Below are 21,480 nucleotides of genomic sequence, written 5' to 3'. Positions count from 1 at the left end.
CCGGGCCAATTCTCCACAAACGTAGCTCAGCCGAGTGCGGATGCCGCCCCCTTGAGCACCAATCCGACCCCAAGGGCCACGACCACGAACGCCGAAGCCAACGGCAGGGTCCGGCGGACCAGGACTGCCATGGGGCTGGTGGTCCAGCGGGGGCGCCGGTCCAGCACACGGTTCATTCCTGTACCCAGCTTGACGACGGCGAATCCGGCGGCGGTGAGGGTGAGGGCGAGCCCGACGCCGTACGCGACGACGAGCAGCAGCCCGAACCAGGCCTGGCCCAGTGCGGCGGCGCCCACGAGGACGACCACGGCGGAGGGGCTGGGGACCAGCCCACCGGCGAAGCCGAGGAGGATCGTGCCGCGGACGGTGGGGGCGGTCTCGTGGGTGTGGGTGAAGCCGCCGTGGGTGTGTTCCACGGCGTGGTCGTGCGCGTGGCCATGGTCGTGGGGGTGGGGGTGGTCATGGCTGTGGTCGTGCCCGTGGCTGTGGGCGTGGTCGTCGTCGTGGCTGTGCGGGTGCGGGTGTGCGTGGGGCTCGGCGTGGGGAGCCGTGGACCCGGCTTGGGCGTGCGCGGAGGCCAGGACCAGGGAGCGCTCGGGGGTCTTGGCGGTCTCGTGCTGGTGGTCGTGGGGGTGCGGGTGTGAATGGGCTTGTGGCCGTGGGCGGTTGCGCCAGGCGCGGCGTACGAGGTTGGCGCCGGCGAAGAGGACCAGGGCGCCGCTCGCGATGCCGAGCCAGGCGATCACCGAGGGGGTCGCGGCGGAGCCGGCCGTGACCAGGAGGCCCAGGGCGATGACGCCGAGGGTGTGGGTGACGGTGACCGAGGCGGCGAGCGGGAGGACGTCCTTGAGACGGGCGCGACCGCCCCGCGCGGCGGCCGTGGCGGCCATCAGGGTCTTGCCGTGGCCGGGGGCGAGCGCGTGCATCGCGCCCAGGGCGATCGCGATGAGCAGGGCGAGCGCGGCGAAGCCGACGGTGAGGTGGTGGCGGGCCACCAGGTTGTTCAGGGCCTCCGTCCAGCGGTCGGCGCCGCGCGGCAGCACGGAGGCGGCGGGCGGTTCCGACGTGGACTGGTCGGCGTCGGTGAGCGCCGGGCCGCCGGGGCGCGCGTGCAGGGACGCGGTGGTGGTGTCGGCGGGGGAGGAGAGCAAGTCCTTGGGATAGCTGGTGAGTTCGTGCGAGATCGACTTCTTCGCCACGTCCGACTTGGTGAGCGTCATCCGGTCGGCGCGCGCGGTGATCTCCCGCCAGCCGGGACCGGTGGTCAGGCCCGCGCTGTGGAAGCCGAGGGCGACCGTGCTGCCCTTGGGGAGCGCGGCGGTCGAACTGCACTCCACCCGAAGGGTGTTGAGCCCGGCCTGCCCCGGCCGCAGCCTCGCGGTACCGCTGCCCGGCGTGAGGGCGACCGTCCGGCCGTCGACGGTGACCTTGCTGCCCTCGGCGGCCTTGTCGCACCGCTGCCGGGCCCACTCCGTGATGCCCAACTGCTTGATGTCCGGCTTGGCCTGGGTCGCCGGGATCTCGGCGAGGTCCTCGATGTGCGTGACGCGCAGTTGGCCGGGGGCGACGACGAGACCGTCGTAGCGGTTCACGGTGAAGTTGCCGAGGGGGTGCGCGCTCGCGGTCGCCGCGGGGACGAGGAGGAGCGCGCCGGCGGCCGTGAGGACGGCCGCGGCGGAGGCGAACAGGCGGCGGGCGGGCCTCACTTGGAGGCGGCGGGCGGGCCTCACTTGGTCGCCTCCAACGCCTTGCGGGCCTTGCTCGCGCCCAGGGGGGAGAATCCCGGGTTCAGCTTCAGGGCCTTGGTCAGGTGGGCGCGGCCGTCGGCCTGGTGGCCGGTGGCGAGTTCGATCATGCCGAGGTGGTAGATGAAGGAGGCGTTGTGGTAGCCGGTGGCCGTGGCCTGGCGGGCGTACGGGAGGGCCTCTTTGTCGAGGCCGTTGACGTGCAGGGCCCAGGCCAGGGCGTCCGCGGTGTGCACGGTGTGACGGCGGGCCCACTCGGCGCGGGCGGCCTTCAGGGCCGACTTGACGTCGCCGTGGTCGGCGGCGGCGAGCGCGGTGTCCAGGTCGGCGTTGACGCCGTTGGCGCGGGCCAGCGCGATCCAGGCGTCGACGAGGGCGTACTGGTCGTCGGCCTTCGCCTTGTCGCCCTCGGCGCCCCGGCTCTCGTACAACTCGCCGAGTTCCACGAGGGGTTGGGGCAGGGGGTAGCGGGAGACGACCAGTTCCATGCCCTTGATGGCTTCGGCGCGGTCGCCCAGGGCGGCCTGGGTGCGGGCGCGGCCCTCCAGGGCGGGGAGATAGTTCTCGTCGGCGGCGAGGGCGCGGCCGTAGTAGTCGAGGGCGGACTTGTAGTCGCCCTGGTTCCAGGCGAGTTGGCCGAGCGTGCCGGCCACGTAGGAGATGTCTCCGGGGGAGGTGGCACTGGCGAGCGCGCGCTCCAGGACGCTGCGGGCCGTGGTGACGTCGCCGCGCAGTTCGTGCACGTACGCGTACCGGGTGAAGACCGGGACGCCGGGCTTGCGGGCGTCGGCGAGGTCGGCGGCCTTCGACGCCTCGTCGTAGCGGCCGAGTTCGACGAGCGCGTCGATGCGGGAGCACAGGGCGCGCTCGCTGTAGGGGTTCTCCTTGAGGACCTGGTCCGCGTAGGTCAGGGCCTCCTTGAACTGGTGCCGGGCGGCGGCGAGCGCGGCCTGTCCCTCGACGGCGTTCTCGTTCCCGGGCGAGACCTTCAACGACCGCTGCAGGGCTGCCTGCGCCTGCGGGTACCGGGACGGGTCACCCTTCGTCCTCGCCTGCTCCACATACGCCAGCCCGAGCGTCGCCCACCCGTCGAAGTCCTTGGGCTGCGTCCTGAGATGAGCCTGCAGCGAGGCGATACTCGCGTCCAGACTCCCACTGGCCAACAACTCCGGCGACACCGCACTGGACGCGGCGACCCCCGTGGCCCCGCTGTCCTTCGCCGCCCCGATGGCGATGGCCCCGGCGGTCATCGCCACGGCCAACAGTGCGGCACAACCGGCGAGTTGAACCGCCCGCCAGCGACGACTCGCGGCGGCCACCCGGCGTACGGCGGCGATGCGGTCGTCGTCGGTGTGGGAGTGGGGGTGGGAGCGGTTGGGGGCGGCGGTCGGGTCGTCGTCGGGGGTCGCGTGGCTGTGGGGGGCGACTGATCCGTCGGTGTGGTCGTGGTCGTGGTCGTGGCTGTGGGCGGAGGCCGGCTCATCCGCCTTGCCGTCCACGGGAGTTGAGGCCGGGGCCGCGTCGTCGACGGTGGGGGTCGGCTCGGGGGATTCGGCGGCTGTGCGACTCGGAGTTTCACGAGTCTCGGTGGGGGTGCTGCCGGATGCCTCAGGGGATTCGGCCCGGGCCTCGGCCGCGGTCTCGGAGGTCTCGGCGACCACCTCTCCGTCGCCCGCTCCCCTGTCCTCGTCCTCGCTCCCGCCCCCCGAATCGTCCCCCTGCTTCCACAGCCGCTCCCACTCCCGCTCCGCCGCCGCAGGCACCGGCACCGGCGTTTCGCCGTGTTCGCCCTCCGGCGGCTTGTTGTCGTTCTCGCGCGGGGCCATGCCGTTTCCTCCATCGCCTGGGTGGATCAGTGGTTCCGTGGATCGGCGGATACATGTGGATACGTGGGGCAAGTGCCGTACTGCTCAAGGAAGGTGAGACGTGGGGTGGCGCGGCCCGCACCGTGGGGGAAGAAGCTGTGCGGGCCGCGCCAGTTCGAGGGGGGTACTAGTACGGGCGGTAGCTCATCCGGCGGCGCCACCACGCGACACCCGCGCCGATCAGCAGGACTCCGGCCACACCGGAGGCCGCCGAGGCGACGATCAGCATCATGTTGTCCGTGCCGGAGGACGAACCCGCCGGCTGCAGCGCGTCGCCGAGCTGGTTCTTGACGTCACTGCCACTGGTCGTGCCCTTGGCGAGCGGACCGCGCGAACCCGAGGTCGGCTCGGCGACGTACGGGAAGTACTTCTCGAAGCCCTTGTCGTTCTTGTCGACCGCGTCGCCCAAGTCGTTCTTGGAACCGACGAGTTCACCCTCCATGACCTGGAGCGCCTCGTCGATCACGTCGTCGGTGAGCCGACGCCCGTTCGGGAAGCCCGCCGTGTCGCCGTCCAGGACACCGAGCCGCTTGGGGTGCGCGGCCGGCTTGATCGAGGTGTTGAGGCGCAGCATCTCCGACGGCTTCGCGTACGGCTGCTCGGTGTTGAGGTCCTTGACGCCCGTGAGGAACACGCTGACGAGGTCGTTGCGCGGCTCGGCCGGCGCCTTGATCTTGTAGATCGACTCGATCAGCTTCGGGATCTCGGGCTCGGTCACGTTCTTCAGGAACTGCGCGTCGTCCTTGGGCTCGGACGCGTTGAACTTGTCCTTGTCCTTCTGCGGGTTGACGACCTCGTTGACCAGCGGGTTGCCCAGGCGCGAGACCTGCGTGTAGTAGCCCTTCGCGTTCTTGCGCTGGGTCGTGGAGTAAATACCCACGGTCGGACGGGACTTGGACTGCCGGATCAGGTCGTTCGGCACCTGGAGGGCGATCGTGTTGACGTTGTAGCCCTTGAGGGTGTCGTTGCCGACCTCGCTCAGGTTGCCGCCGTAGAGCAGGTCGAAGACGCGCAGATCGGCGAAGAACGGGTCGTCGGCCTGGCCCGCGAAGGTCGCGCCGCCGTTCGTCGTCTTGTAGATCGCCTGCGAGCGCAGCTTGGCGTAGTCCGGCATCGACGCGTCGCCGACGTCCGAGGGCGCCGCCGGGATGTCGTCGGCGACCTTCGTCTCGGAGACCGCCTTGCCCTTCTTGAGCTTGATCAGCTCGATGTCGTACGACTGCGTGATGTTGAGGTCCGGGTCGGTGAGGCTGGTCACCGGACCCGTGTTGTACAGGAACGTCTTCTTGTTCTTGATCTGCGTGCTGAAGGTGTAGCGGAAGATGAAGTCGTCCAGCGCGTCACCGTTGTTGTCGATGTGCAGGTCGTACTGGGCGTCGTCCGCGAACTGGTAGAAGTTCGGGCCGCCGGCGGGCTCCTCGAACGGGATCCAGTTCGCCACGATCGTCGTGGTGTCCGGCTTGTCCGGACTGACGAACGCGTACAGGTCTGTGTTGTCGTACTGCGGAGTCCCCGAGATGAGGGGGGCCTCCCGGTGGGAGGAGGCCGAGGCCACTCCCGGTGCCAGCGCGGCCGTGCCGGCGGCTGCGAGCCCCCCGGCGGCCAGCGCCCCACATACGAGGGCCGCAAGCTTCTTACGTCCCGCACCGCTCCTGGAGATAGGTGTCATGCCGTCCGTCCTCAGTGCCAACTTGCCTGACGCTCGGGGATTCGGAGCAGGTGCCTGGGCGGATTGGTCAAACCTGAAAAGTTTTTTTGGCGCCCTGCAATCCTTCCCTTGACCCGCGTTTTGGGCACGCTGATCCGTAACCCATCCGTAGAGGTGTTCGCTACGAACGCCTCGTGTGACGGGATGTGATGAGGGGATGGGCCGCGTGCGGTCGAAGAGTGGGGGACGGGTGGAGGCCGACGAGCTCCTGGTGCAGGTGGCGGCGGGTGACCAACGGGCCTTCGAGGAGCTGTACGGACTGGTGTCCGGGCCGGTGTTCGGGCTGGTGCGCCGGGTGGTGCGCGATCCGGCGCAGTCCGAGGAGGTGTCCCAGGAGGTGCTGTTGGAGATGTGGCGGTCCGCCGCCCGCTTCGACCCCGGCCGGGGCAGCGCCCTGTCCTGGGTCCTCACGCTCGCCCACCGCCGGGCCGTCGACCGGGTGCGCAGCGCCCGCGCGGCCGGTGAACGCGAGCAGCGCGAGGCCCGCCGCTCCCACCACCCCGCCTTCGACCAGGTGACCGAGGAGGTCGAGGCAGGCCTGGAACGGCAGTTGGTGCGCCGCTGCCTGGACCGGCTCACCGCCCTGCAACGGCAGTCCGTCACCCTCGCCTATTACGACGGCTATACGTACCGTGAAGTGGCCGAGCGGCTGTCGCTGCCGCTGGGCACGGTCAAGACCCGCATGCGCGACGGACTCACCCGGCTGCGCGACTGCCTGGGAGGTGTCGCATGAGCATCCTCGCCCGACTGTTCCGCCGGGGGGATCTCCACTCGCTCGCCGCCCCCTACGCCCTCGACGCCCTCGAACCCGATGAGCGACGCCAGTTCGAGAAGCACCTCAGGAGCTGCGACCGCTGCGCCGAGGAGGTGCGGGCCATGACCGAGGACGCGGTCCGCCTCGCCTGGTCCACGGTGGCCCAGCCGCCGCTCGCCATGCGCGACCGGGTACTGGCCGCCGTACGGCAGACCCCGCAGGAACCCGGACCGCTGCGCGAGCACGCGAGGGAACCGCAGACGCGGGAGTACACGCCCCGGCTGCCGGCCCATGTGTGGGGCACACAGCCGCAGGCCTCGCGCGCCCGCGTGCCCCAACGGCGCCCGTTCTTCGTGCCGTTCGCCACCGCGACGGCCACCGCCGCTCTCGTCGTGGCCTCGCTGTTCGCCGTGCAGGCGAACAGGACACAGGACAAGCTGGACGCCGCGCAGGCGCAGTCGCGTGAGATCGCACACGTTCTCGCAGCTCCCGACGCCCGTGCGACCACCGGCGCGGACACCACGGGCCGGAGCATCGGCGTGATCGCCTCCGCGTCGGAGGGGCGCGCGGTCGTCACCCTGAGCGGATACGGCGCACCTCCGAGCGGGCGCGTGCGTCAACTCTGGCTGATGCGCCCCAATGTGCAACCGCGCTCCCTCGGGCTCTTCAAGGACGACACGCCCTTGGTCACCACCGGACTCGACAAATCAGCAACATCACTCGCAGTGACCGTGGAGCCCGACGGAGGCTCAGCGCAGCCCACAACTCAGCCAGTTGTCCAACTCGCCCTGAAATCGGTTGGATTCGGAGAGTAATCACGGAGGGGTCGTCAACACCCTTACGGGGAAGGTGAATCCTGAGACCTCGATACACGAGTGCTCGGTTGGGGCGATAGGGTTACCCTGCCCGGGCCGGGTGGACTCGTACGGGTGGGGAGTGACATGGAACAGATAGTGCGCAGCAGGGCAAGGGTCCCTGCGATCACGTGCGGGAGCAGCGCGACGAGTTCGCGTCTCGACCGCCATCTCTCGGTGCTGGGCGGCCCTGTCGTCCCGCAGCGCGAGACGGCAGAGGCGACCTCGTTGATGCGTGAGCTGACCTCGCGTGACACCACGCAGGAACGCAGCGCCACAGGTACCCGCGTGAGCCGCGTCAAGCTCTTCGCGCCGCTGCGCAGACTGCGCCGTTCGCTGTTCGGCGGGCGCTGAGCAAGTCCTCGGCGTCCCCCGGGAGTTCCCGGGGACCCGCGCTCAGGCCACCACGCCGTCCCGGCGCAGTGCTGCGATCTCCACGTCCGCCATCCCCACGGCACGCAGCAGCGCCACGGTGTGCTCCCCGAGCGCGGGCACGTCGCCCATCCGCGCCTCGCCTCCGCCCGGCAAGGTGATGGGCGGCAGCAGCGCCCGCAGCGGCCCGACCGGCGTACCCACCTCCCGCCACCGCTCCCGAGCCGCCAACTGCGGGTGCTCCGCCACCTCTTGTACGTTCCTGAGGCGCGCGCAGGCCACACCCGCGCGCTCCAGCAGCCCCACGGCCTCGTCGGCGCCGAGCCCACCCAGCGCCTTGCCGACGAGGGCGTCGGTGCGTTCCCGGTTCACGACCCGCGCCGCGTTCGTCGCGAAGTCGGGATCGCTCCCCAACTCCGGCCGCTCCAGTACCTGTTCGGCCAGCCGCCGCCACTCCCGGTCGTTCTGCACCGACAGCAGCACCCGCCCGCCGTCCGCCGTCGGATAGGCGTCGTACGGCGCGATGACGGCGTGCGCAAGTCCCGTGCGCGCCGGGGGAGTTCCGCCGTGCATCGCGTGATGCAGCGGATGCCCCATCCACTCCGCGAGCGCGTCCAGCATCGACACCTCGACGGGCCCGCCCCGCCCGGTGGCTCCGCGCCGCACGAGCGCCGCGAGCACGCCGGAGAACGCGTACATCCCCGCCGCGATGTCGGCCACCGGGATCCCCGCCTTCACCGGCAGCTCCGGCGTCCCCGTCACCGACACCAGCCCCGCCTCGCACTGCACGAGCATGTCGTAGGCCCGCTTGTCCGCGTACGGCCCGGAAGCCCCGTACCCGGAGATGTCCACGGCGACCAGCCGAGGCCGCTGCGCACACAGCGTCGCCGCGTCGAGCCCGAGCCGGGCGGCGGCCCCGTGCGCGAGGTTCTGCACGAACACGTCCGCGTCGGCGACGAGCCGCCGTACGACATCGAGCCCGCGCGGATCCTTCAGATCGAGGGCGATCGACTCCTTCCCCCGGTTGCACCACACGAAGTGCGAGGCCAGACCGCCGGCCGCGGTGTCGTATCCACGCGCGAAGTCACCCCCGTCGATCCGCTCGACCTTGATCACCCGGGCACCCAGATCGGCGAGTTGACGGGTGGCGAAGGGCGCGGCGACGGCCTGCTCGACGGCGACGACGGTGATGCCCTCCAGGGGCAGCGGCAAGGGCTCCATGCCGGGGATCATGTCCCGCGCCTGACATCTTTGTCATATGGGGAGCATGCGGGGGGAGTGTGGGGAGCATGATGCGTATGGCCGATGCACCGATCCTCGCCGCTGCCGGAGGCGCACGTGTGTGACCCCCACGACCAGCACGAACACGAGACGACGACCGCCACCGACCCGGTGATGGCGGCCTCCGCCCACCTCGCCGCGCCCGCCTACGTCCCGCCCGCGGGCCTCGCCCGGGACAGCCCCGCCAAGACGACCGCGCTGGACTGGATCGGGGAGCACACGGACCGGATCACCGGCCTCAACTCCGAGATCTGGGAGAACGCCGAACTCAGCCTGCGCGAGTGGAAGTCCTCCCTCGCTCAGGCCGCCTTCCTCGAACAGGCCGGATTCCAGGTCGAGTTCGGCACGGCCGGCTTCCCCACCGCCTTCACCGCGACCTACTCGCAGGGCACCGGCGGCCCGGTCCTCGGCTTCAGCGGCGAGTACGACGCGCTCCCCGGCCTCTCCCAGCACAGCGGGGTCGGCCACCACGATCCGCGCGAGTACGTCCACGACCCCTTCGCGCCGGGCTACGGCCCCGGACACGGCTGCGGCCACTGCGCCCTCGGTACGGCGGCGGCAGCGGCCGCGGCGGCCGTGGCGCGGGCCGCGGAGCGACACCAACTCCCCGTCACCGTCCGGTTCTTCGGCTCGACCGCCGAGGAGAACCTGATCGGCAAGACCTACGCGGTCAGCAAGGGCGTCTACGACGGCCTCGACGCCTTCCTCGACTGGCACCCCTCGACCTCCAACGCCACCGGCTGGCGCACCAGCACCGCGATGACAGCGGTGACCTTCACCTTCCTGGGCGTGGCCGGTCACGGCGGGCATCCCCTGGGAAACAAGAGCGCGTTGGACGCGGCCGTGATGATGGCGACCCTCTCCGAGTTCCTGCGCGAGGAGAGCGTGGCGCCGAGCGGACGCCTCCACTGGGTGATCAACAACGGCGGTGACATCCCGAACGTCACACCCGAGATCGCCGAGATCAGCTACTACGTACGCGAGGGCAGTCCCGCCCGCGTCCAGGTCCTCCTCGACAAGGTGATCGCCGTCTCCGAGGCGGCGGCGAAGGCATCGCAGACGTCGGTACGGCACCGCGTCACCGCCGCCTGCTGGAACCAACTCCCCTCCAGGGCCTTCGCGGAGCTGATGCACGACAACATGCGGCAGCTCGGGCCGCCCGAATTCACCGACGAGGCGCAGCAGTTGGCGCGGGACCTCCAGGAGTCGCTCGGGCTGCCGCCGAAGGGCCTGCACACCGAGATCGCCGAACTCGCCCCGCCCAACCCGGTGTTCCTCAGCGGCGGCTCGACGGACGTCGCCGACATCAGTTGGAACGTGCCGACCGTCTCCATGGGCGCCGCCCTCGCCCCGATCGGCACCAAGCTGCACACCTGGGCCGTCACCTCGTGCGCGGCGGCGGCCCCCGGCCGGGCAGTCGTCATCGCCGCCGCCCGGTATCTCGCGGCGACGGCGATCGACCTGCTCACCCAGCCGGACCAACTCAAGTCGATCCAGGACGAGTTCAGGCGGCGCAGGGCGGGCGTCGAGTGGCGGACGGCCCTGCCCGACGGCTACGAACCGCCCATGTACGAACCGCCGGAGTGGTTCCTGGAGCGGACCGGCCAGACATGGCCGCCGGACAACATCACCTGGCCGCCCCGGAGGGTGGTGTCCCAGGAGAAGTTCTCCTCGCTGGGGCCCGAACTCGCGCCCCAGGAATAGCGGTTCAGCGCTAGCCGTGCGCGTACCGGCGTACGGCGAGCGGTGCGAACGCGGTGATCAGCGCGGCACACCAGAGCAGCGACCCGGCGATCGGATGGGCCACCGGCCAGGCGGCGCCTTCCGGTACGGGGGAGTTGCCGAACAGGTACCGCAGGGCCGTCGTCACCGCGCTGATGGGGTTCCACTCGGCCAGGGTGCGCAGCCAGCCCGGCAGCCGGTCCGTCGGGATGTACGCGTTGGACAGCAGCGGCAGCATGAAGGTCGCGCTGCCGAGCTGACCGGCCGCCTCCTCGCTGCGGGAAACCAGTCCGAGCAGGATGCCGACCCAGGCGCAGGCGAACCGGAAGAGCAGCAACAGGCCTACGGCAGCGGCGGCCTGGAGCGCCGACCCCTCGATCCGCCAGCCCACCGCGAGGCCGACCAGCAGGAACGGCACGGTCCCGACGGCCGTGACGACCAGGTCGGCGGTCGCCTGCCCCAGCGGTACGGCGGCCCTGCTCATCGGCAGGGTGCGGAAGCGGTCCGTCACGCCCCGGTGCGAGTCCTGGGCGGCCTGGAACATGCCGGTCATGATGCCGTTGGCGGCGGTCGCGACCAGCAGACCGGGGACGAGATAGGAGCGGTACGCGTCGCCCGGCATCGCCAGCGCGCTGCCGAAGACGTACCCGAAGAACAGCAGCATCGTGATCGGCATGGTCTGGGTGAGGATCACCAGCGCCGGGTTGTTCCGCACCCTCCGCAACTGCCGGCCGAGCATCGCGCCGCCGTCGTACGCCAACGCGCTCATGCCACCGCCTCCTTGCGGTCCGTCAGCCGGAGGAACACGTCCTCGAGGGTCGGCGGGCGCATGCTCGCGTCGAGCAACGGCACGCCCGCCGCGTCGAGTTCGCGGACCAGACGGGGGAGGGTGAGGGTCGGGTCGCCGGTGACCGCGCCCACGGCGTTCCGCTCATGGTCGAACGAGGGCTCGGCGCCGGTGAGTCGGTCGAGGACACCGGCTGCCTCGGCGAGGGCGTCCGTGTGGGCGACGACGACCTCGGCGTATGTGCCGACGAGCGCCTTCAGTTGGGCCGGCGACCCGCTGTGCGCGACCCGCCCCCGGTCCACCAGGGCTATGTCGTCGGCGAGTTGGTCGGCCTCCTCCAGGTACTGCGTGGTCAGCAGCACGGTCGTACCCTCCCTCTTCAGGTCCCGTACGGCGTCCCAGATCCGGTTCCGGCTGGCCGGGTCGAGGCCGGTCGTCGGTTCGTCCAGGAAGAGCACGTCGGGGCGTCGGATGAGACTCGCGGCCAGGTCGAGGCGGCGGCGCATCCCGCCGGAGTACGTCGACGCGGGGCGGTCGGCGGCTTCCGCCAGACCGAAGCGGTCCAGCAGCTCGCCGGCCCGTTCGGCGGGGCTCCGCATCCGGTGCAGCCGGGCGAACAGCCGCAGGTTCTGCCGGCCGGTGAGGTCGCCGTCGACCGACGCGTACTGCCCGGTGACGCCGATGCTGCGCCGTACGGCCGAAGCCTCCCGGACGAGATCGTGCCCGGCGATCCGTGCGGAGCCCGCGTCGGGCCGCAGCAGGGTGGTGAGCAGCCGGACCGCCGTGGTCTTGCCCGCGCCGTTGGGGCCGAGGACCCCGCAGACCGTGCCCCGCGCCACCGCCAGGTCCAGCCCGCGCACGGCATGCACAGCGCCGAAGCGCTTCTCCAGACCTTCACTAAGTACAGCGTACGTAGTAGCCATGGGCCGACCATAGCGCACTACGTACGCTGTACGTAACTAGCATGGTGGTCGAGGTGATGATCAATGGCGGACCGAGCGGCCGTACCCGAAGTGATCTGGGCGCGCCCCGAGCGTGCGGGGCGGGGGCCGAAGCCGGCGTTCCGCCGCGCGGACATCGCGGCGGCGGCCGTGCGGATCGCCGACGGTGGGGGGCTGGACGCGGTGTCCATGCGGCATGTCGCGGCCGAACTGGGGTGCGGCACGATGTCGCTGTACAACTACGTCCCCCGCAAGGAGGACCTGTACGAGCTGATGGTCGACGCGGTCAGTGGCGAGCACGAGGAGTGGGAGCCGTCGGGGGACTGGCGGGCGGACATGGTCCGGGTCGCCCATCAGACGCGGACGTTGATGCACCGGCATCCCTGGCTGCCTCGGCTGATGTCACCGGTGTACGGGTTCAGCCCCAACGCGCTGCGGTATCTGGAGCATTGCCTGGCTTGTCTGGACCCGGTGGAGTCGACGTACGGCATGAAGATGCAGCTCGTCGGGCTGCTCAACGGGGTCGTGACGATGTATGTGAGCAATGAGTTGGCGACTGCCGAGCGGTCGCGCTCGCTGCCTTGGTCTGAGGAGCAGGAGAACGCGGTGCGGATCGCGTACTTGGGGAGTCGGATCGCGGGTGGGGCGTATCCGCGGATGGCTGCGGCGTTCATGGAGGATCCGGGGCCCATTGATCTGGACGCGGTGTTCGATATGGCGTTGGCGAAGGTTCTGGACGCCTTCGACCCCGAGCGAGGCTAGATCAGAGCGAACTGACCCTCCGGGCCCTCTTCGTGGTGGTCCAAAACCGATGCGGGCCGACGTGCCGCCTCCGGTACCGGCAGGACGCCCGCCTTGCGCAGTTCCGCCGCCGTGATCTGGTCCCGTACCTCCAACTCCTCCTGCTGTGGCCGCAGTTCCGCCAGCAGTGCCAACACCGTGATCAGCTCCAGCAGTTCTGAAGTCCACGTCTGCTGCCACGTCCCCGGGCGGATCGCGGCCAGCGTGCCCGGCTCGGCGGTCTCCGATGTCCGGGACGTGAACCACTCCTCCAGGACGCGCACTCCGCTCACCTCGAAGTCCCAGGACTCGGGCGGTACCGGGGAGATGCGGCCCTCGTCGAGGTGCAGGGTCTCCTCGTCGCGGTCGTAGTGGAGGGTGAGGGGGAGGGGTGGCAAGGGGGCGCGGACGTAGGGGCGTCGGCCGCCGGGGAGTTTGGGGCGGTCGCCGTTGCGGCGCATCAGCCAGAGGATGCGGTGGCCCAACTCGACTCCGCGTGCCCAGAGTTCGGGGTCCCGGGTGAGGGGTACGGCGAGTCCGGGGCGGGCTGTCGTCACCGTCCAGGCGAGGAGGTCCGCCGGGGTGGGGGAGTGGCCGAGGTGGGTGGCGAGGTGGTCCAACAGGCCCGGCGCCAGGTTCGGTTCCTCGGCTGCGGGGCGGCGGTAGAGGGGGCGGACGCGACCGGGGCGGAGCTGGGGGAGGACCGAGGAGGCGAGGAGGAGCGGGCCGGGGGCGCCCGCCGTTTCCACGACGAAGATCTGGTGCTCGTCCGCCACCCGCCACAACTCCGGTCGCGCCACGTCGATCAGGCGGTGGTCCGGGATCAGCCACTGCTCGTCGAAGGGGGCGTACAGGACACGGACCGGTTCCGGGCAGGGGCCCGTGGCGCGGATCAGCTTCTCCGTGCCGCTGGGCTGGCCCGGGAGCTGGGACACCGCCGAGTGCAGGGTGCGCGAGCGGCTCGGCTCGAACAGGGTCTCCCGGTCGGGGAGTTCAGCCTTCACCAGGGCGTCCCAGCGCGCTTTCAGGGTTGCCGCGTCGGGCGCCGTCGGCCACCCCCGGCCGAGCCGGATCGGTGCGACGGACCACGGCATCAGGTCCGCGAGCAGCGGAGCGTCGTCGTGCGTCACGCTCGGCATCGTACGACGACCTCAGTTCGCGGCGTCGAGGGTGACGGAGAAGGAGAAGCGGTCACCCCTGTAGTGGATGACCGCCACGTCCAGCACCCTGCCCTGTGTGTCGTACGTGATGCCCGTGTAGTGCAGGATCGGGCTGAGGAGCGGGACCTGGAGGAGGCGGGCGGTCTCCGGGTCGGCCAGGCGGGCCTCCACCGTGTCCGTGATGCGGCTGATGTCCGCGCCGACGACGTCCCGCAGCACCTTGGTCATCGGCCAGCGGATCAGGTCGTCCAGGTCGAGGCGGGCGGCCAGTTCGGGGCGGATGTGGTTGCGGGCGTGGTTCGTCGGCTCGCCGGTCTTCTCGTCGCTGCGGAGGCGGTGGTACGTCGCCACCTCGGCCAAGTCCGGGAAGTGCTCGGCGAGTTCGGGCGGAACGGACGCCGGTCCGTGGTCCAGGAGTTCGGTCGTCATGCCGGACTGCTGCGCGACGATCGCGTCCACCGAGCCCAACAGCCGTACCGGCGTGGCCCGTCGGACGTCCGGCTCGATGAACGTGCCCCGGCGGCGGTGGCGGGTGATCAGGCCCTCGTCCTCCAGTTCCTTCAGCGCCTGCCGCATGGTGAGCACGCTGACGCCGTAGTGCCCCGCGAGTTGCTCCTCCGTGGGCAGCCGTAGCGGGTCCCGGGGCGAGCGGCCGAGTATCGAGGCGCGCAGGGACTGCGACACCTGGTACCAGAGCGGCAGCTTGCGGTTCAGGACGATCGAATCCGGGGCGAAGGAGGTCACGGGGCCATCCGTACCGGTAGGGAGGGATCAGTGCAAGGGCCGTAAACCGGTGGGGAGTTGTCGGTGTGCGGGGTGTCGGTCGGCGGCGAAGTGTCAGTGCGCGGGGCGGAAGTGGCGTTGCAGGCCCCGCCAGACGTCGTCGTAGCCCTGTTGGAGGTGGTCGGCGTGCGCCGCCTGGGCCGTCGCCGTCACCGGCCAGCGGGTCTCGAACATGAACGCCAGGCCGTCGTCGATCTTCTGCGGACGCAGCTCGGCGGCGCTCGCGCGGTCGAAGGTCTCCCGGTCCGGTCCGTGCGCCGACATCATGTTGTGCAGCGAGCCGCCCCCGGGCACGAAACCCTCGGCCTTCGCGTCGTAGGCGCCCTCGATCAGGCCCATGTACTCGCTCATCACGTTCCGGTGGAAGTACGGCGGCCGGAACGTGTCCTCGCCCACCAGCCAGCGCGGCGCGAAGACCACGAAGTCCACGCCGGCCAGGCCCGGGGTGTCCGACGGGGACGTCAGCACGGTGAAGATCGACGGGTCCGGGTGGTCGTAGGAGATGGAGCCGATCACATTGAAGCGGCGCAGGTCATAGGCGTACGGCACATGGTTGCCGTGCCAGGCGACCACGTCGAGGGGCGAGTGGTCGTAGGTCGCCGTCCAGAGGTTGCCGCAGAACTTGTTCACCACCTCGACCGGGCCCTCGACGTCCTCGTAGGCGGCGACCGGGGCCCGGAAGTCCCGGGCGTTGGCGAGTCCGTTGGCGCCGATCGGGCCGAGGTCGGGGAGCTGGAAGGGCGCCCCATAGTTCTCGCACACATATCCGCGGGCTGAAGCATCCAGCAGCTCCACACGGAAGCGCACCCCACGAGGGATCAACGCCACATGTCCGGGCTCCACATGGAGGAGCCCGAACTCCGTGCGCAGCAGCAGTCCACCGCGCTCCGGGACGATCAGCAGCTCGCCGTCCGCGTCGCTGAAGACCCGGTCCATCGAGGAGTCGGCGTGGTAGAGGTGCACGGCCATGCCGGTGCGCTGGGCCGCGTCGCCGTTGCCGCCCAGGGTCCACAGGCCGGCCAGGAAGTCGGTGCCGGGCGCGGGCTCGGGGAGCGGGCTCCAGCGCAGCCGGTTCGGGTCGGGGACCGTCTCCGTGAAGGGCGCCGTACGGATCCCGCCGTTGTCGGCGCGGGTGAACGCGGGATGCGCGGCCGAGGGGCGGACGCGGTAGAGCCACGAGCGGCGGTTGTGCGCCCTCGGCTCGGTGAACGCCGTGCCGCTGAGCTGCTCGGCGTAGAGGCCGAGCGGGGCGCGCTGCGGGGCGTTGCGGCCCTCCGGCAGGGCGCCCGGCACCGCCTCCGAGCTGTGTTCATTGCCGAAACCGGTGAGGTAGGTCAGTCCCTCGGCGGTCTTGCGGACGTCCCCGCTCATCTCTGCTCCTAGCCCTCTGCCCCGGCTGATTCCTATGCATCACCGTAGGATTGCGGTTTCGCGGGCGCAAGAGGACGACGGAGAGCGGCCGAAAATCCGACTTCCGGAGGCGAAGAACCAGCCTCAAGGGGGATCCGGCTGTCAGACCGGTGTTCTAGTCTCCCCAGCATGTCGTGGTCGCGCGCACTTCTCACCGCGCTCGCGGTCTGTGCCCTGCTGCTGGCCGGATCGGCGGGCTGCGGCTCCGGGGGCACCTCCGAGCGGAAGGGTGACCGGGTGTCGCCGTCGCCGGTGGGCAAGGTGCTCGACGACACCGACGAGCAGGGCCGGCACTACCGCGAGGTGAACAAGAAGGGCGCGCCGGGGGTCGGTATCGAGGTGGAGCCCGACGCCGCCGACGACAGTTGGGACGTCACGCTGACCGTCCACGACTTCCGCTTCTCGCCCGCCGGTGCGAAGCCCGTCGCGGTCGCCGGCCGCGGCACGGTCCGCCTCCTGGTGGACGGCCGCACCGTCGCCAGGCTCCGCGTCCCCGAGTACCGCATCGCGGCCGACCTCGTCCCGCACGGCACCCATCACGTCACCGCGCGCCTCTACGCCGACGACGGCACCGTGTGGGCCGTGCACGGCAAACCGGTGGAGAGCACGGCGGACATCACGGCGTCGGCGACCCAGGCCACCCCGGACGGCAGCAAGACGCCCCCCTCCGCATCGACCCGGGGGTCGGAATGAGTGCTATGGGCACCCAGTTCCGTACTGAGGTGCGAGCTTCACCTGACCGCGGCGGAAAGGCATCATGAAGCCCGTGCCCCACACGACATCGCTCCGCCGTGCGCCCGTGCAGCGGCGCAGCGCCGAACGGCTGACCAGGATTCTCGACGCCTGCGCCGACCTGCTCGACGAGGTCGGCTACGACGCGCTGAGCACCCGGGCCGTGGCGCAGCGCGCCGGTGTCCCCATCGGCTCGGTCTACCGCTTCTTCGGGAACAAGCGCGCGATGGCCGACGCCCTCGCGCAGCGGAACCTGGAGCGCTACACGGAGCGGGTCACCGAGCGCCTCAAGGAAGCAGGGGACGGGGACGGCTGGCGGGCGGCGGTGGACGCCGTCCTGGACGAGTACATCGCCATGAAGCGCACCGCGCCCGGCTTCTCCCTCGTCGACTTCGGCAACCAGATCCCCATCGGCTCGGGCCACGCGGAACCCAACCGCCGCGTCGCCGACCGCCTCACCGACCTGCTCTCCGGCTACCTCGCCCGCGAACCCGACGAGGATCTCCGGCGTACGTTCCTGGTCGCCGTGGAGACCGCCGACGCCCTCGTCCACCTGGCGTTCCGGGTCGCTCCGGAGGGCGACGAGCAGGTCATCGGGGAGACCCGGGAGATGCTGCGCGCGTATCTGGCGCGCGTGCTGGACTGACCGCAGGACCGGCGCTCACGCTCCGCGGGTTTCCGACCTCACCCCCGGTACCCCTCGCCACCGTTCATACCGGTCGGTATGCTCGCCGCCAAGAGGCAACGTCGCCCATGGGAGGCCCCGTGTCCCGCACCGCCCTGCGTATCTGCCCCCTGTGCGAAGCCACCTGTGGGCTGACCCTCACCATCGAGGGCACCCGGGTGACCGGCGCCCGAGGCGATCGCGACGACGTGTTCAGCCGGGGGTTCATCTGCCCCAAGGGCGCCTCCTTCGGAGCCGTCGACAGCGACCCCGACCGGCTGCGCACCCCGCTCGTCCGCCGGGACGGCGAACTGCGCGAGGCCACCTGGGAGGAGGCGTTCGACGCGGTCGCGGCGGGTCTGCGCCCGGTCGTCGAGCGCCACGGCCCGCACGCCGTCGGCATCGTCCTCGGCAACCCCAACGTGCACACCATGGCCGGCGCCCTCTACCCCCAGGTCCTGCTCGGCGCCCTCGGCACCCGCAGCGTCTTCACCGCGTCCACGGTCGACCAGATGCCCAAACACGTCTCCTGCGGACTCCTCTACGGCGACGCCAACGCGATCCCGGTGCCCGACCTCGACCACACCGACCATCTGCTCCTCATCGGTGCCAACCCCCTTGAGTCCAACGGGAGTCTGTGCACCGCCCCCGACTTCCCCGGCAAGCTCAAGGCGCTCAAGGCGCGCGGCGGCACCCTCACCGTCATCGACCCGCGCCGCACCCGCACCGCCAAGCTCGCCGACCGGCACATCGCGGTCCGCCCCGGCACCGACGCCCTGCTGCTCGCGGCGATGACCTACGTCCTCTTCGACGAACACCTCGTGGAACTGGGGGAGTTGGCCCCGCATGTGCAGGGGGTCGACGAACTCCGGTCCGAGCTGGGCGACTTCACCCCGGAGGCCGTGGCGGAAGCCTGTGACGTGGACGCCGACGAGATCCGCGCCCTCGCCCGCGAACTCGCCGCCGCCCCGACTGCCGCCGTCTACGGCCGTATCGGAAGCTGCACCGTCCCGCACGGCACCCTCGCCAGTTGGCTCGTCGACATCCTCAACATCCTCACCGGCAACCTCGACCGGCCCGGCGGCGCCCTATTCCCGCAGGCCGCCACCGACCGGACACCCCGGCCCGCCGGACCGGGCCGCGGCTTCGCGCTCGGGCGCTGGCACTCACGGGTGAGCCAATACCCGGAGGCCAAGGGCGAGTTGCCGCTCTCCGCGCTCGCCGAGGAGATCGACACCGCGACCGCCGAGGGCGAACCGATCCGCGCGCTGATCGCCGTCGCCGCCAACCCCGTGCTCTCCGCACCGGACGGCGCCCGCCTCGACAAGGCCCTGGACTCACTGGACTTCATGGTGAGCGTCGACCCGTACCTCAACGAGACCGCACGCCACGCCGACGTGGTGCTGCCGCCGCCCCCGCCGTCCCAGAGCCCGCACCACGACTTCGCGTTCAACACCCTCGCGGTCCGCAACCAGGTCCGCTACACCCGCCCCGCGATCCCGCTGGAGCCCGGCCGGATGGCCGAGACCGAGATCCTGGCCCGGCTGATCCTCGCCGCGACCGGCATGCACGGCGCCGACCCCGCCGCCGTCGACACGATGGTCGTCGACCAGACCCTCGGCAAGGCCGTCACCGACCCCAACTCGCCGATCCACGAACGCGATCCGCGCGAGATCGCCGCACACCTCACCGGCGACACCGGCCCCGAGCGCCGGCTCGACATGATGCTGCGCCTCGGTCCCTACGGCGACGGCTTCGGCGTACGACCGGACGGGCTGTCGTTGGAGAAACTCCTCGCGCACCCGCACGGCATCGACCTGGGCCCGCTCGCCTCCCGGCTGCCGCAGCCCCTGAAGACCCGCAGCGGCAAGGTCGAACTGCTGCCGCGGCCGATCGTCGACGACCTGCCCCGGCTCCGGCAGGCCATGGACGACCGCGCCGACGGACTCGTGCTCGTCGGCCGCCGCCATCTGCGCTCCAACAACAGTTGGATGCACAACGTGCCCGCCCTCACCGGCGGCACCAACCGCTGCACCCTGCACATCCACCCCGACGACGCGGAGCGCCTCGGCGTGGTCGACGGAGCGCCGGTCCGGGTGAAGGGCGCCGGGGGAGAGGTGACCGCCCCCGCCGAGATCACGGACGGCCTGCGGCGCGGCGTGGTGAGCCTCCCGCACGGCTGGGGCCACGACCGCCCCGGCACCCGGATGAGCCACGCGGCCGCCGACCCGGGCGTCAACGTGAACCAGCTCCTCGACGGCAGTCTGCTCGACCCGCTGTCGGGCAACGCGGTGCTCAACGGAGTGCCCGTGGAGGTCGCCGCGCTCACCGCACCGCTGTGACCTGGAGTTCTGCGCTTATTGCTCGCGCGTCAACATCTTGTTAACGCGGCTTTGCGCGACCTAACGTCATCGGACCGCCGCCCCTGGTGGGAGTTCAAAGGCGAACGTTAGGTGTTCCACTCATGCTGACCATCCTCGGCTTCACCATGATCGCGACCTTCCTGGTCCTGATCATGCTGAAGAAGATGTCGCCGATCGCGGCACTCGTCCTGATACCCGCGCTGTTCTGCGTCTTCGTAGGAAAGGGCGGCAAGCTCGGCGACTACGTCATCGACGGCGTCACCAGCCTCGCGCCCACCGCGGCGATGCTCATGTTCGCGATCGTCTACTTCGGCGTGATGATCGACGTGGGCCTCTTCGACCCGATCGTCCGGGGGATCCTGAAGTTCTGCAAGGCGGATCCCCTGCGGATCGTCGTCGGCACGGCGGTCCTCGCCGCGATCGTCTCGCTGGACGGCGACGGCTCGACCACCTTCATGATCACCGTCTCGGCGATGTACCCGCTGTACAAACGCCTGAAGATGAGCCTGGTCGTGATGACCGGGGTCGCCGCGATGGCCAACGGCGTGATGAACACGCTCCCTTGGGGCGGCCCGACCGCCCGCGCCGCGACCGCCCTCAAGCTCAGCGCCAGCGACATCTTCGTCCCGATGATCCCGGCACTCGCCACGGGCCTGCTGGGCGTCCTCGTCCTCGCGTACGTCCTCGGCCGCCGCGAACGCAAGCGGCTCGGCGTGCTGACGCTGGACGAGGTGCTGGTGGAGGAGCCCGCCGAGTCGGAGACGGTTCTCGTGGGCGCCGGTACCGGCAAGGGCGCGGAGAAGGGCACCGGCGGTTCCGGCGCCGACAACGACCGTAAGGCCACCGGCAGTTCGGGCTCCGGCACGGACGCCGACGCCGAACTGCCCGACGAGGACGAGGGATTCCAGGGCCTCGACCCCCACCGACCGACCCTGCGCCCCAAGCTCTACTGGTTCAACGCGCTGCTCACGGTCACCCTGCTCACCGCCATGATCATGGAGTGGCTGCCGATCCCGGTCCTCTTCCTGCTCGGCGCGGCGATGGCGCTCACCGTCAACTTCCCGCACATGGCAGAGCAGAAGGCCCGCCTCGGCGCCCACGCGGAGAACGTCCTCAACGTCTCCGGCATGGTCTTCGCCGCCGCCGTCTTCACCGGCGTCCTCCAGGGCACCGGCATGGTCGACCACATGGCCACCTGGCTGGTCGACAACATCCCCGACGGCATGGGCCCGCACATGGCCTTCGTCACCGGCGTGCTCAGCATCCCGCTCACGTACTTCATGTCGAACGACGGCTTCTACTTCGGCATCCTCCCCGTGCTCGCCGAGGCCGGCCAGGCGCACGGCGTCTCCTCCCTGGAGATCGCCCGCGCCTCCCTCGTCGGCCAGCCGCTGCACATGTCGAGCCCGCTGGTGCCCGCCGTGTACGTCCTGGTCGGCATGGCCAAGGTCGAGTTCGGCGACCACACCAGGTTCGTGGTCAAGTGGGCCGCCCTGACATCGCTCGTCGTCCTCGGGGCAGGAATCCTGTTCGGCATCATCTGACCTACGCGACAAGGG

At 70.8% G+C, this 21,480-nt stretch carries 18 protein-coding genes; 9 read left to right on the top strand and 9 right to left on the bottom strand.

Annotated features, from left to right (window positions below):
• Positions 1 to 26 precede the first annotated feature (26 nt).
• From OG223_RS12770 to OG223_RS12760, 3 genes are all read right to left on the bottom strand, one after another.
• Entirely contained in the window at positions 27 to 1,730 is a 1,704-nt protein-coding gene (locus OG223_RS12770; protein ID WP_443073709.1) for a HoxN/HupN/NixA family nickel/cobalt transporter, read from the bottom strand.
• Positions 1,727 to 3,571, bottom strand: a complete 1,845-nt coding sequence (locus OG223_RS12765) for a tetratricopeptide repeat protein (protein ID WP_329246730.1) — start codon at positions 3,569 to 3,571, stop codon at positions 1,727 to 1,729. Before OG223_RS12765 ends, OG223_RS12770 begins: the two co-directional genes overlap by 4 nt.
• A 166-nt stretch (positions 3,572 to 3,737) precedes the next feature.
• Positions 3,738 to 5,279: a DUF4331 domain-containing protein gene (locus OG223_RS12760; protein WP_329246728.1), complete on the bottom strand. Its 1,542-nt coding sequence runs from the start codon at positions 5,277 to 5,279 to the stop codon at positions 3,738 to 3,740.
• A gap of 229 nt (positions 5,280 to 5,508) precedes the next feature.
• Between OG223_RS12760 and OG223_RS12755 the strand changes: the two genes are divergently transcribed.
• From OG223_RS12755 to OG223_RS12745, 3 genes are all read left to right on the top strand, one after another.
• On the top strand, positions 5,509 to 6,051 hold the full coding sequence (locus OG223_RS12755; protein ID WP_019059221.1) for a sigma-70 family RNA polymerase sigma factor: 543 nt from the start codon (positions 5,509 to 5,511) through the stop codon (positions 6,049 to 6,051).
• On the top strand, positions 6,048 to 6,887 hold the full coding sequence (locus OG223_RS12750; protein ID WP_329246726.1) for an anti-sigma factor: 840 nt from the start codon (positions 6,048 to 6,050) through the stop codon (positions 6,885 to 6,887). Before OG223_RS12755 ends, OG223_RS12750 begins: the two co-directional genes overlap by 4 nt.
• Positions 6,888 to 7,013: 126 nt before the next feature.
• Complete coding sequence (locus tag OG223_RS12745) at positions 7,014 to 7,280, top strand: hypothetical protein (RefSeq protein ID WP_033286328.1); 267 nt, start codon at positions 7,014 to 7,016, stop codon at positions 7,278 to 7,280.
• A gap of 42 nt (positions 7,281 to 7,322) precedes the next feature.
• Here the strand turns inward: OG223_RS12745 and OG223_RS12740 are convergent, their stop codons facing one another.
• Positions 7,323 to 8,531: a CaiB/BaiF CoA transferase family protein gene (locus OG223_RS12740; RefSeq protein WP_329246724.1), complete on the bottom strand. Its 1,209-nt coding sequence runs from the start codon at positions 8,529 to 8,531 to the stop codon at positions 7,323 to 7,325.
• Positions 8,532 to 8,636: 105 nt separating this feature from the next.
• Between OG223_RS12740 and OG223_RS12735 the strand changes: the two genes are divergently transcribed.
• Entirely contained in the window at positions 8,637 to 10,283 is a 1,647-nt protein-coding gene (locus OG223_RS12735; RefSeq protein ID WP_329246721.1) for an amidohydrolase, read from the top strand.
• A 10-nt stretch (positions 10,284 to 10,293) separates the two neighbouring features.
• Here OG223_RS12735 and OG223_RS12730 read toward each other — a convergent pair whose 3' ends face one another.
• Together OG223_RS12730 and OG223_RS12725 are read right to left on the bottom strand one after the other, a co-directional pair.
• Positions 10,294 to 11,070, bottom strand: a complete 777-nt coding sequence (locus tag OG223_RS12730; protein ID WP_329246718.1) for an ABC transporter permease — start codon at positions 11,068 to 11,070, stop codon at positions 10,294 to 10,296.
• Positions 11,067 to 12,011 carry an ATP-binding cassette domain-containing protein gene (locus OG223_RS12725; protein ID WP_329246715.1) on the bottom strand — a complete coding sequence of 315 codons (945 nt, stop codon included), beginning with the start codon at positions 12,009 to 12,011 and terminating at the stop codon, positions 11,067 to 11,069. Before OG223_RS12725 ends, OG223_RS12730 begins: the two co-directional genes overlap by 4 nt.
• A 63-nt stretch (positions 12,012 to 12,074) precedes the next feature.
• Here OG223_RS12725 and OG223_RS12720 point away from each other — a divergent pair, with 63 nt between their 5' ends.
• A complete protein-coding gene (locus OG223_RS12720) occupies positions 12,075 to 12,791 on the top strand; it encodes a TetR/AcrR family transcriptional regulator (RefSeq protein ID WP_329246712.1) in 717 nt (238 codons plus the stop codon).
• Here OG223_RS12720 and OG223_RS12715 read toward each other — a convergent pair.
• From OG223_RS12715 to hmgA, 3 genes are all read right to left on the bottom strand, one after another.
• Positions 12,788 to 13,948 (bottom strand): type ISP restriction/modification enzyme, encoded by a 1,161-nt coding sequence (locus OG223_RS12715; protein ID WP_329246709.1) that lies wholly within the window; start codon positions 13,946 to 13,948, stop codon positions 12,788 to 12,790. The two genes, OG223_RS12720 and OG223_RS12715, sit on opposite strands and share 4 nt — an antisense overlap.
• A gap of 12 nt (positions 13,949 to 13,960) precedes the next feature.
• A complete protein-coding gene (locus tag OG223_RS12710; protein WP_329246706.1) occupies positions 13,961 to 14,713 on the bottom strand; it encodes a GntR family transcriptional regulator in 753 nt (250 codons plus the stop codon).
• 93 nt (positions 14,714 to 14,806) lie between these two features.
• Positions 14,807 to 16,123: a homogentisate 1,2-dioxygenase gene (gene hmgA, locus OG223_RS12705; protein ID WP_329246703.1), complete on the bottom strand. Its 1,317-nt coding sequence runs from the start codon at positions 16,121 to 16,123 to the stop codon at positions 14,807 to 14,809.
• 168 nt (positions 16,124 to 16,291) lie between these two features.
• Here hmgA and OG223_RS12700 point away from each other — a divergent pair, with 168 nt between their 5' ends.
• The 4 genes from OG223_RS12700 (at position 16,292) to OG223_RS12685 (ending at position 21,465) form a co-directional block, all read left to right on the top strand.
• Positions 16,292 to 16,855: a hypothetical protein gene (locus tag OG223_RS12700; protein ID WP_329246700.1), complete on the top strand. Its 564-nt coding sequence runs from the start codon at positions 16,292 to 16,294 to the stop codon at positions 16,853 to 16,855.
• A gap of 64 nt (positions 16,856 to 16,919) precedes the next feature.
• Complete coding sequence (locus tag OG223_RS12695; RefSeq protein WP_329246697.1) at positions 16,920 to 17,540, top strand: TetR/AcrR family transcriptional regulator; 621 nt, start codon at positions 16,920 to 16,922, stop codon at positions 17,538 to 17,540.
• A gap of 119 nt (positions 17,541 to 17,659) precedes the next feature.
• Positions 17,660 to 19,900 (top strand): molybdopterin oxidoreductase family protein, encoded by a 2,241-nt coding sequence (locus OG223_RS12690; protein WP_329246694.1) that lies wholly within the window; start codon positions 17,660 to 17,662, stop codon positions 19,898 to 19,900.
• Between the two features lie 122 nt (positions 19,901 to 20,022).
• Positions 20,023 to 21,465 (top strand): CitMHS family transporter, encoded by a 1,443-nt coding sequence (locus tag OG223_RS12685; protein ID WP_329246690.1) that lies wholly within the window; start codon positions 20,023 to 20,025, stop codon positions 21,463 to 21,465.
• Positions 21,466 to 21,480: the final 15 nt, after the last annotated feature.

It is taken from the genome of Streptomyces sp. NBC_01478 (genome assembly GCF_036227225.1).
Lineage (GTDB): Bacteria > Actinomycetota > Actinomycetes > Streptomycetales > Streptomycetaceae > Streptomyces.
Note: the sequence above shows the minus strand (reverse complement) of the source record. Positions and strands in the feature narration are given on the sequence as shown.

What these genes read in the sequence shown, in the direction of transcription:
- OG223_RS12765 (WP_329246730.1), bottom strand. Translation starts at nt 3,571, where the DNA reads ATGGCCCCGCGCGAGAACGACAACAAGCCGCCGGAGGGCGAACACGGC.
- OG223_RS12760 (WP_329246728.1), bottom strand. Translation starts at nt 5,279, where the DNA reads ATGACACCTATCTCCAGGAGCGGTGCGGGACGTAAGAAGCTTGCGGCC.
- OG223_RS12750 (WP_329246726.1), top strand. Translation starts at nt 6,048, where the DNA reads ATGAGCATCCTCGCCCGACTGTTCCGCCGGGGGGATCTCCACTCGCTC.
- OG223_RS12745 (WP_033286328.1), top strand. Translation starts at nt 7,014, where the DNA reads ATGGAACAGATAGTGCGCAGCAGGGCAAGGGTCCCTGCGATCACGTGC.
- OG223_RS12740 (WP_329246724.1), bottom strand. Translation starts at nt 8,531, where the DNA reads ATGATCCCCGGCATGGAGCCCTTGCCGCTGCCCCTGGAGGGCATCACC.
- OG223_RS12730 (WP_329246718.1), bottom strand. Translation starts at nt 11,070, where the DNA reads ATGAGCGCGTTGGCGTACGACGGCGGCGCGATGCTCGGCCGGCAGTTG.
- OG223_RS12725 (WP_329246715.1), bottom strand. Translation starts at nt 12,011, where the DNA reads ATGGCTACTACGTACGCTGTACTTAGTGAAGGTCTGGAGAAGCGCTTC.
- OG223_RS12720 (WP_329246712.1), top strand. Translation starts at nt 12,075, where the DNA reads ATGGCGGACCGAGCGGCCGTACCCGAAGTGATCTGGGCGCGCCCCGAG.
- OG223_RS12715 (WP_329246709.1), bottom strand. Translation starts at nt 13,948, where the DNA reads ATGCCGAGCGTGACGCACGACGACGCTCCGCTGCTCGCGGACCTGATG.
- hmgA (WP_329246703.1), bottom strand. Translation starts at nt 16,123, where the DNA reads ATGAGCGGGGACGTCCGCAAGACCGCCGAGGGACTGACCTACCTCACC.
- OG223_RS12700 (WP_329246700.1), top strand. Translation starts at nt 16,292, where the DNA reads ATGTCGTGGTCGCGCGCACTTCTCACCGCGCTCGCGGTCTGTGCCCTG.
- OG223_RS12695 (WP_329246697.1), top strand. Translation starts at nt 16,920, where the DNA reads ATGAAGCCCGTGCCCCACACGACATCGCTCCGCCGTGCGCCCGTGCAG.
- OG223_RS12685 (WP_329246690.1), top strand. Translation starts at nt 20,023, where the DNA reads ATGCTGACCATCCTCGGCTTCACCATGATCGCGACCTTCCTGGTCCTG.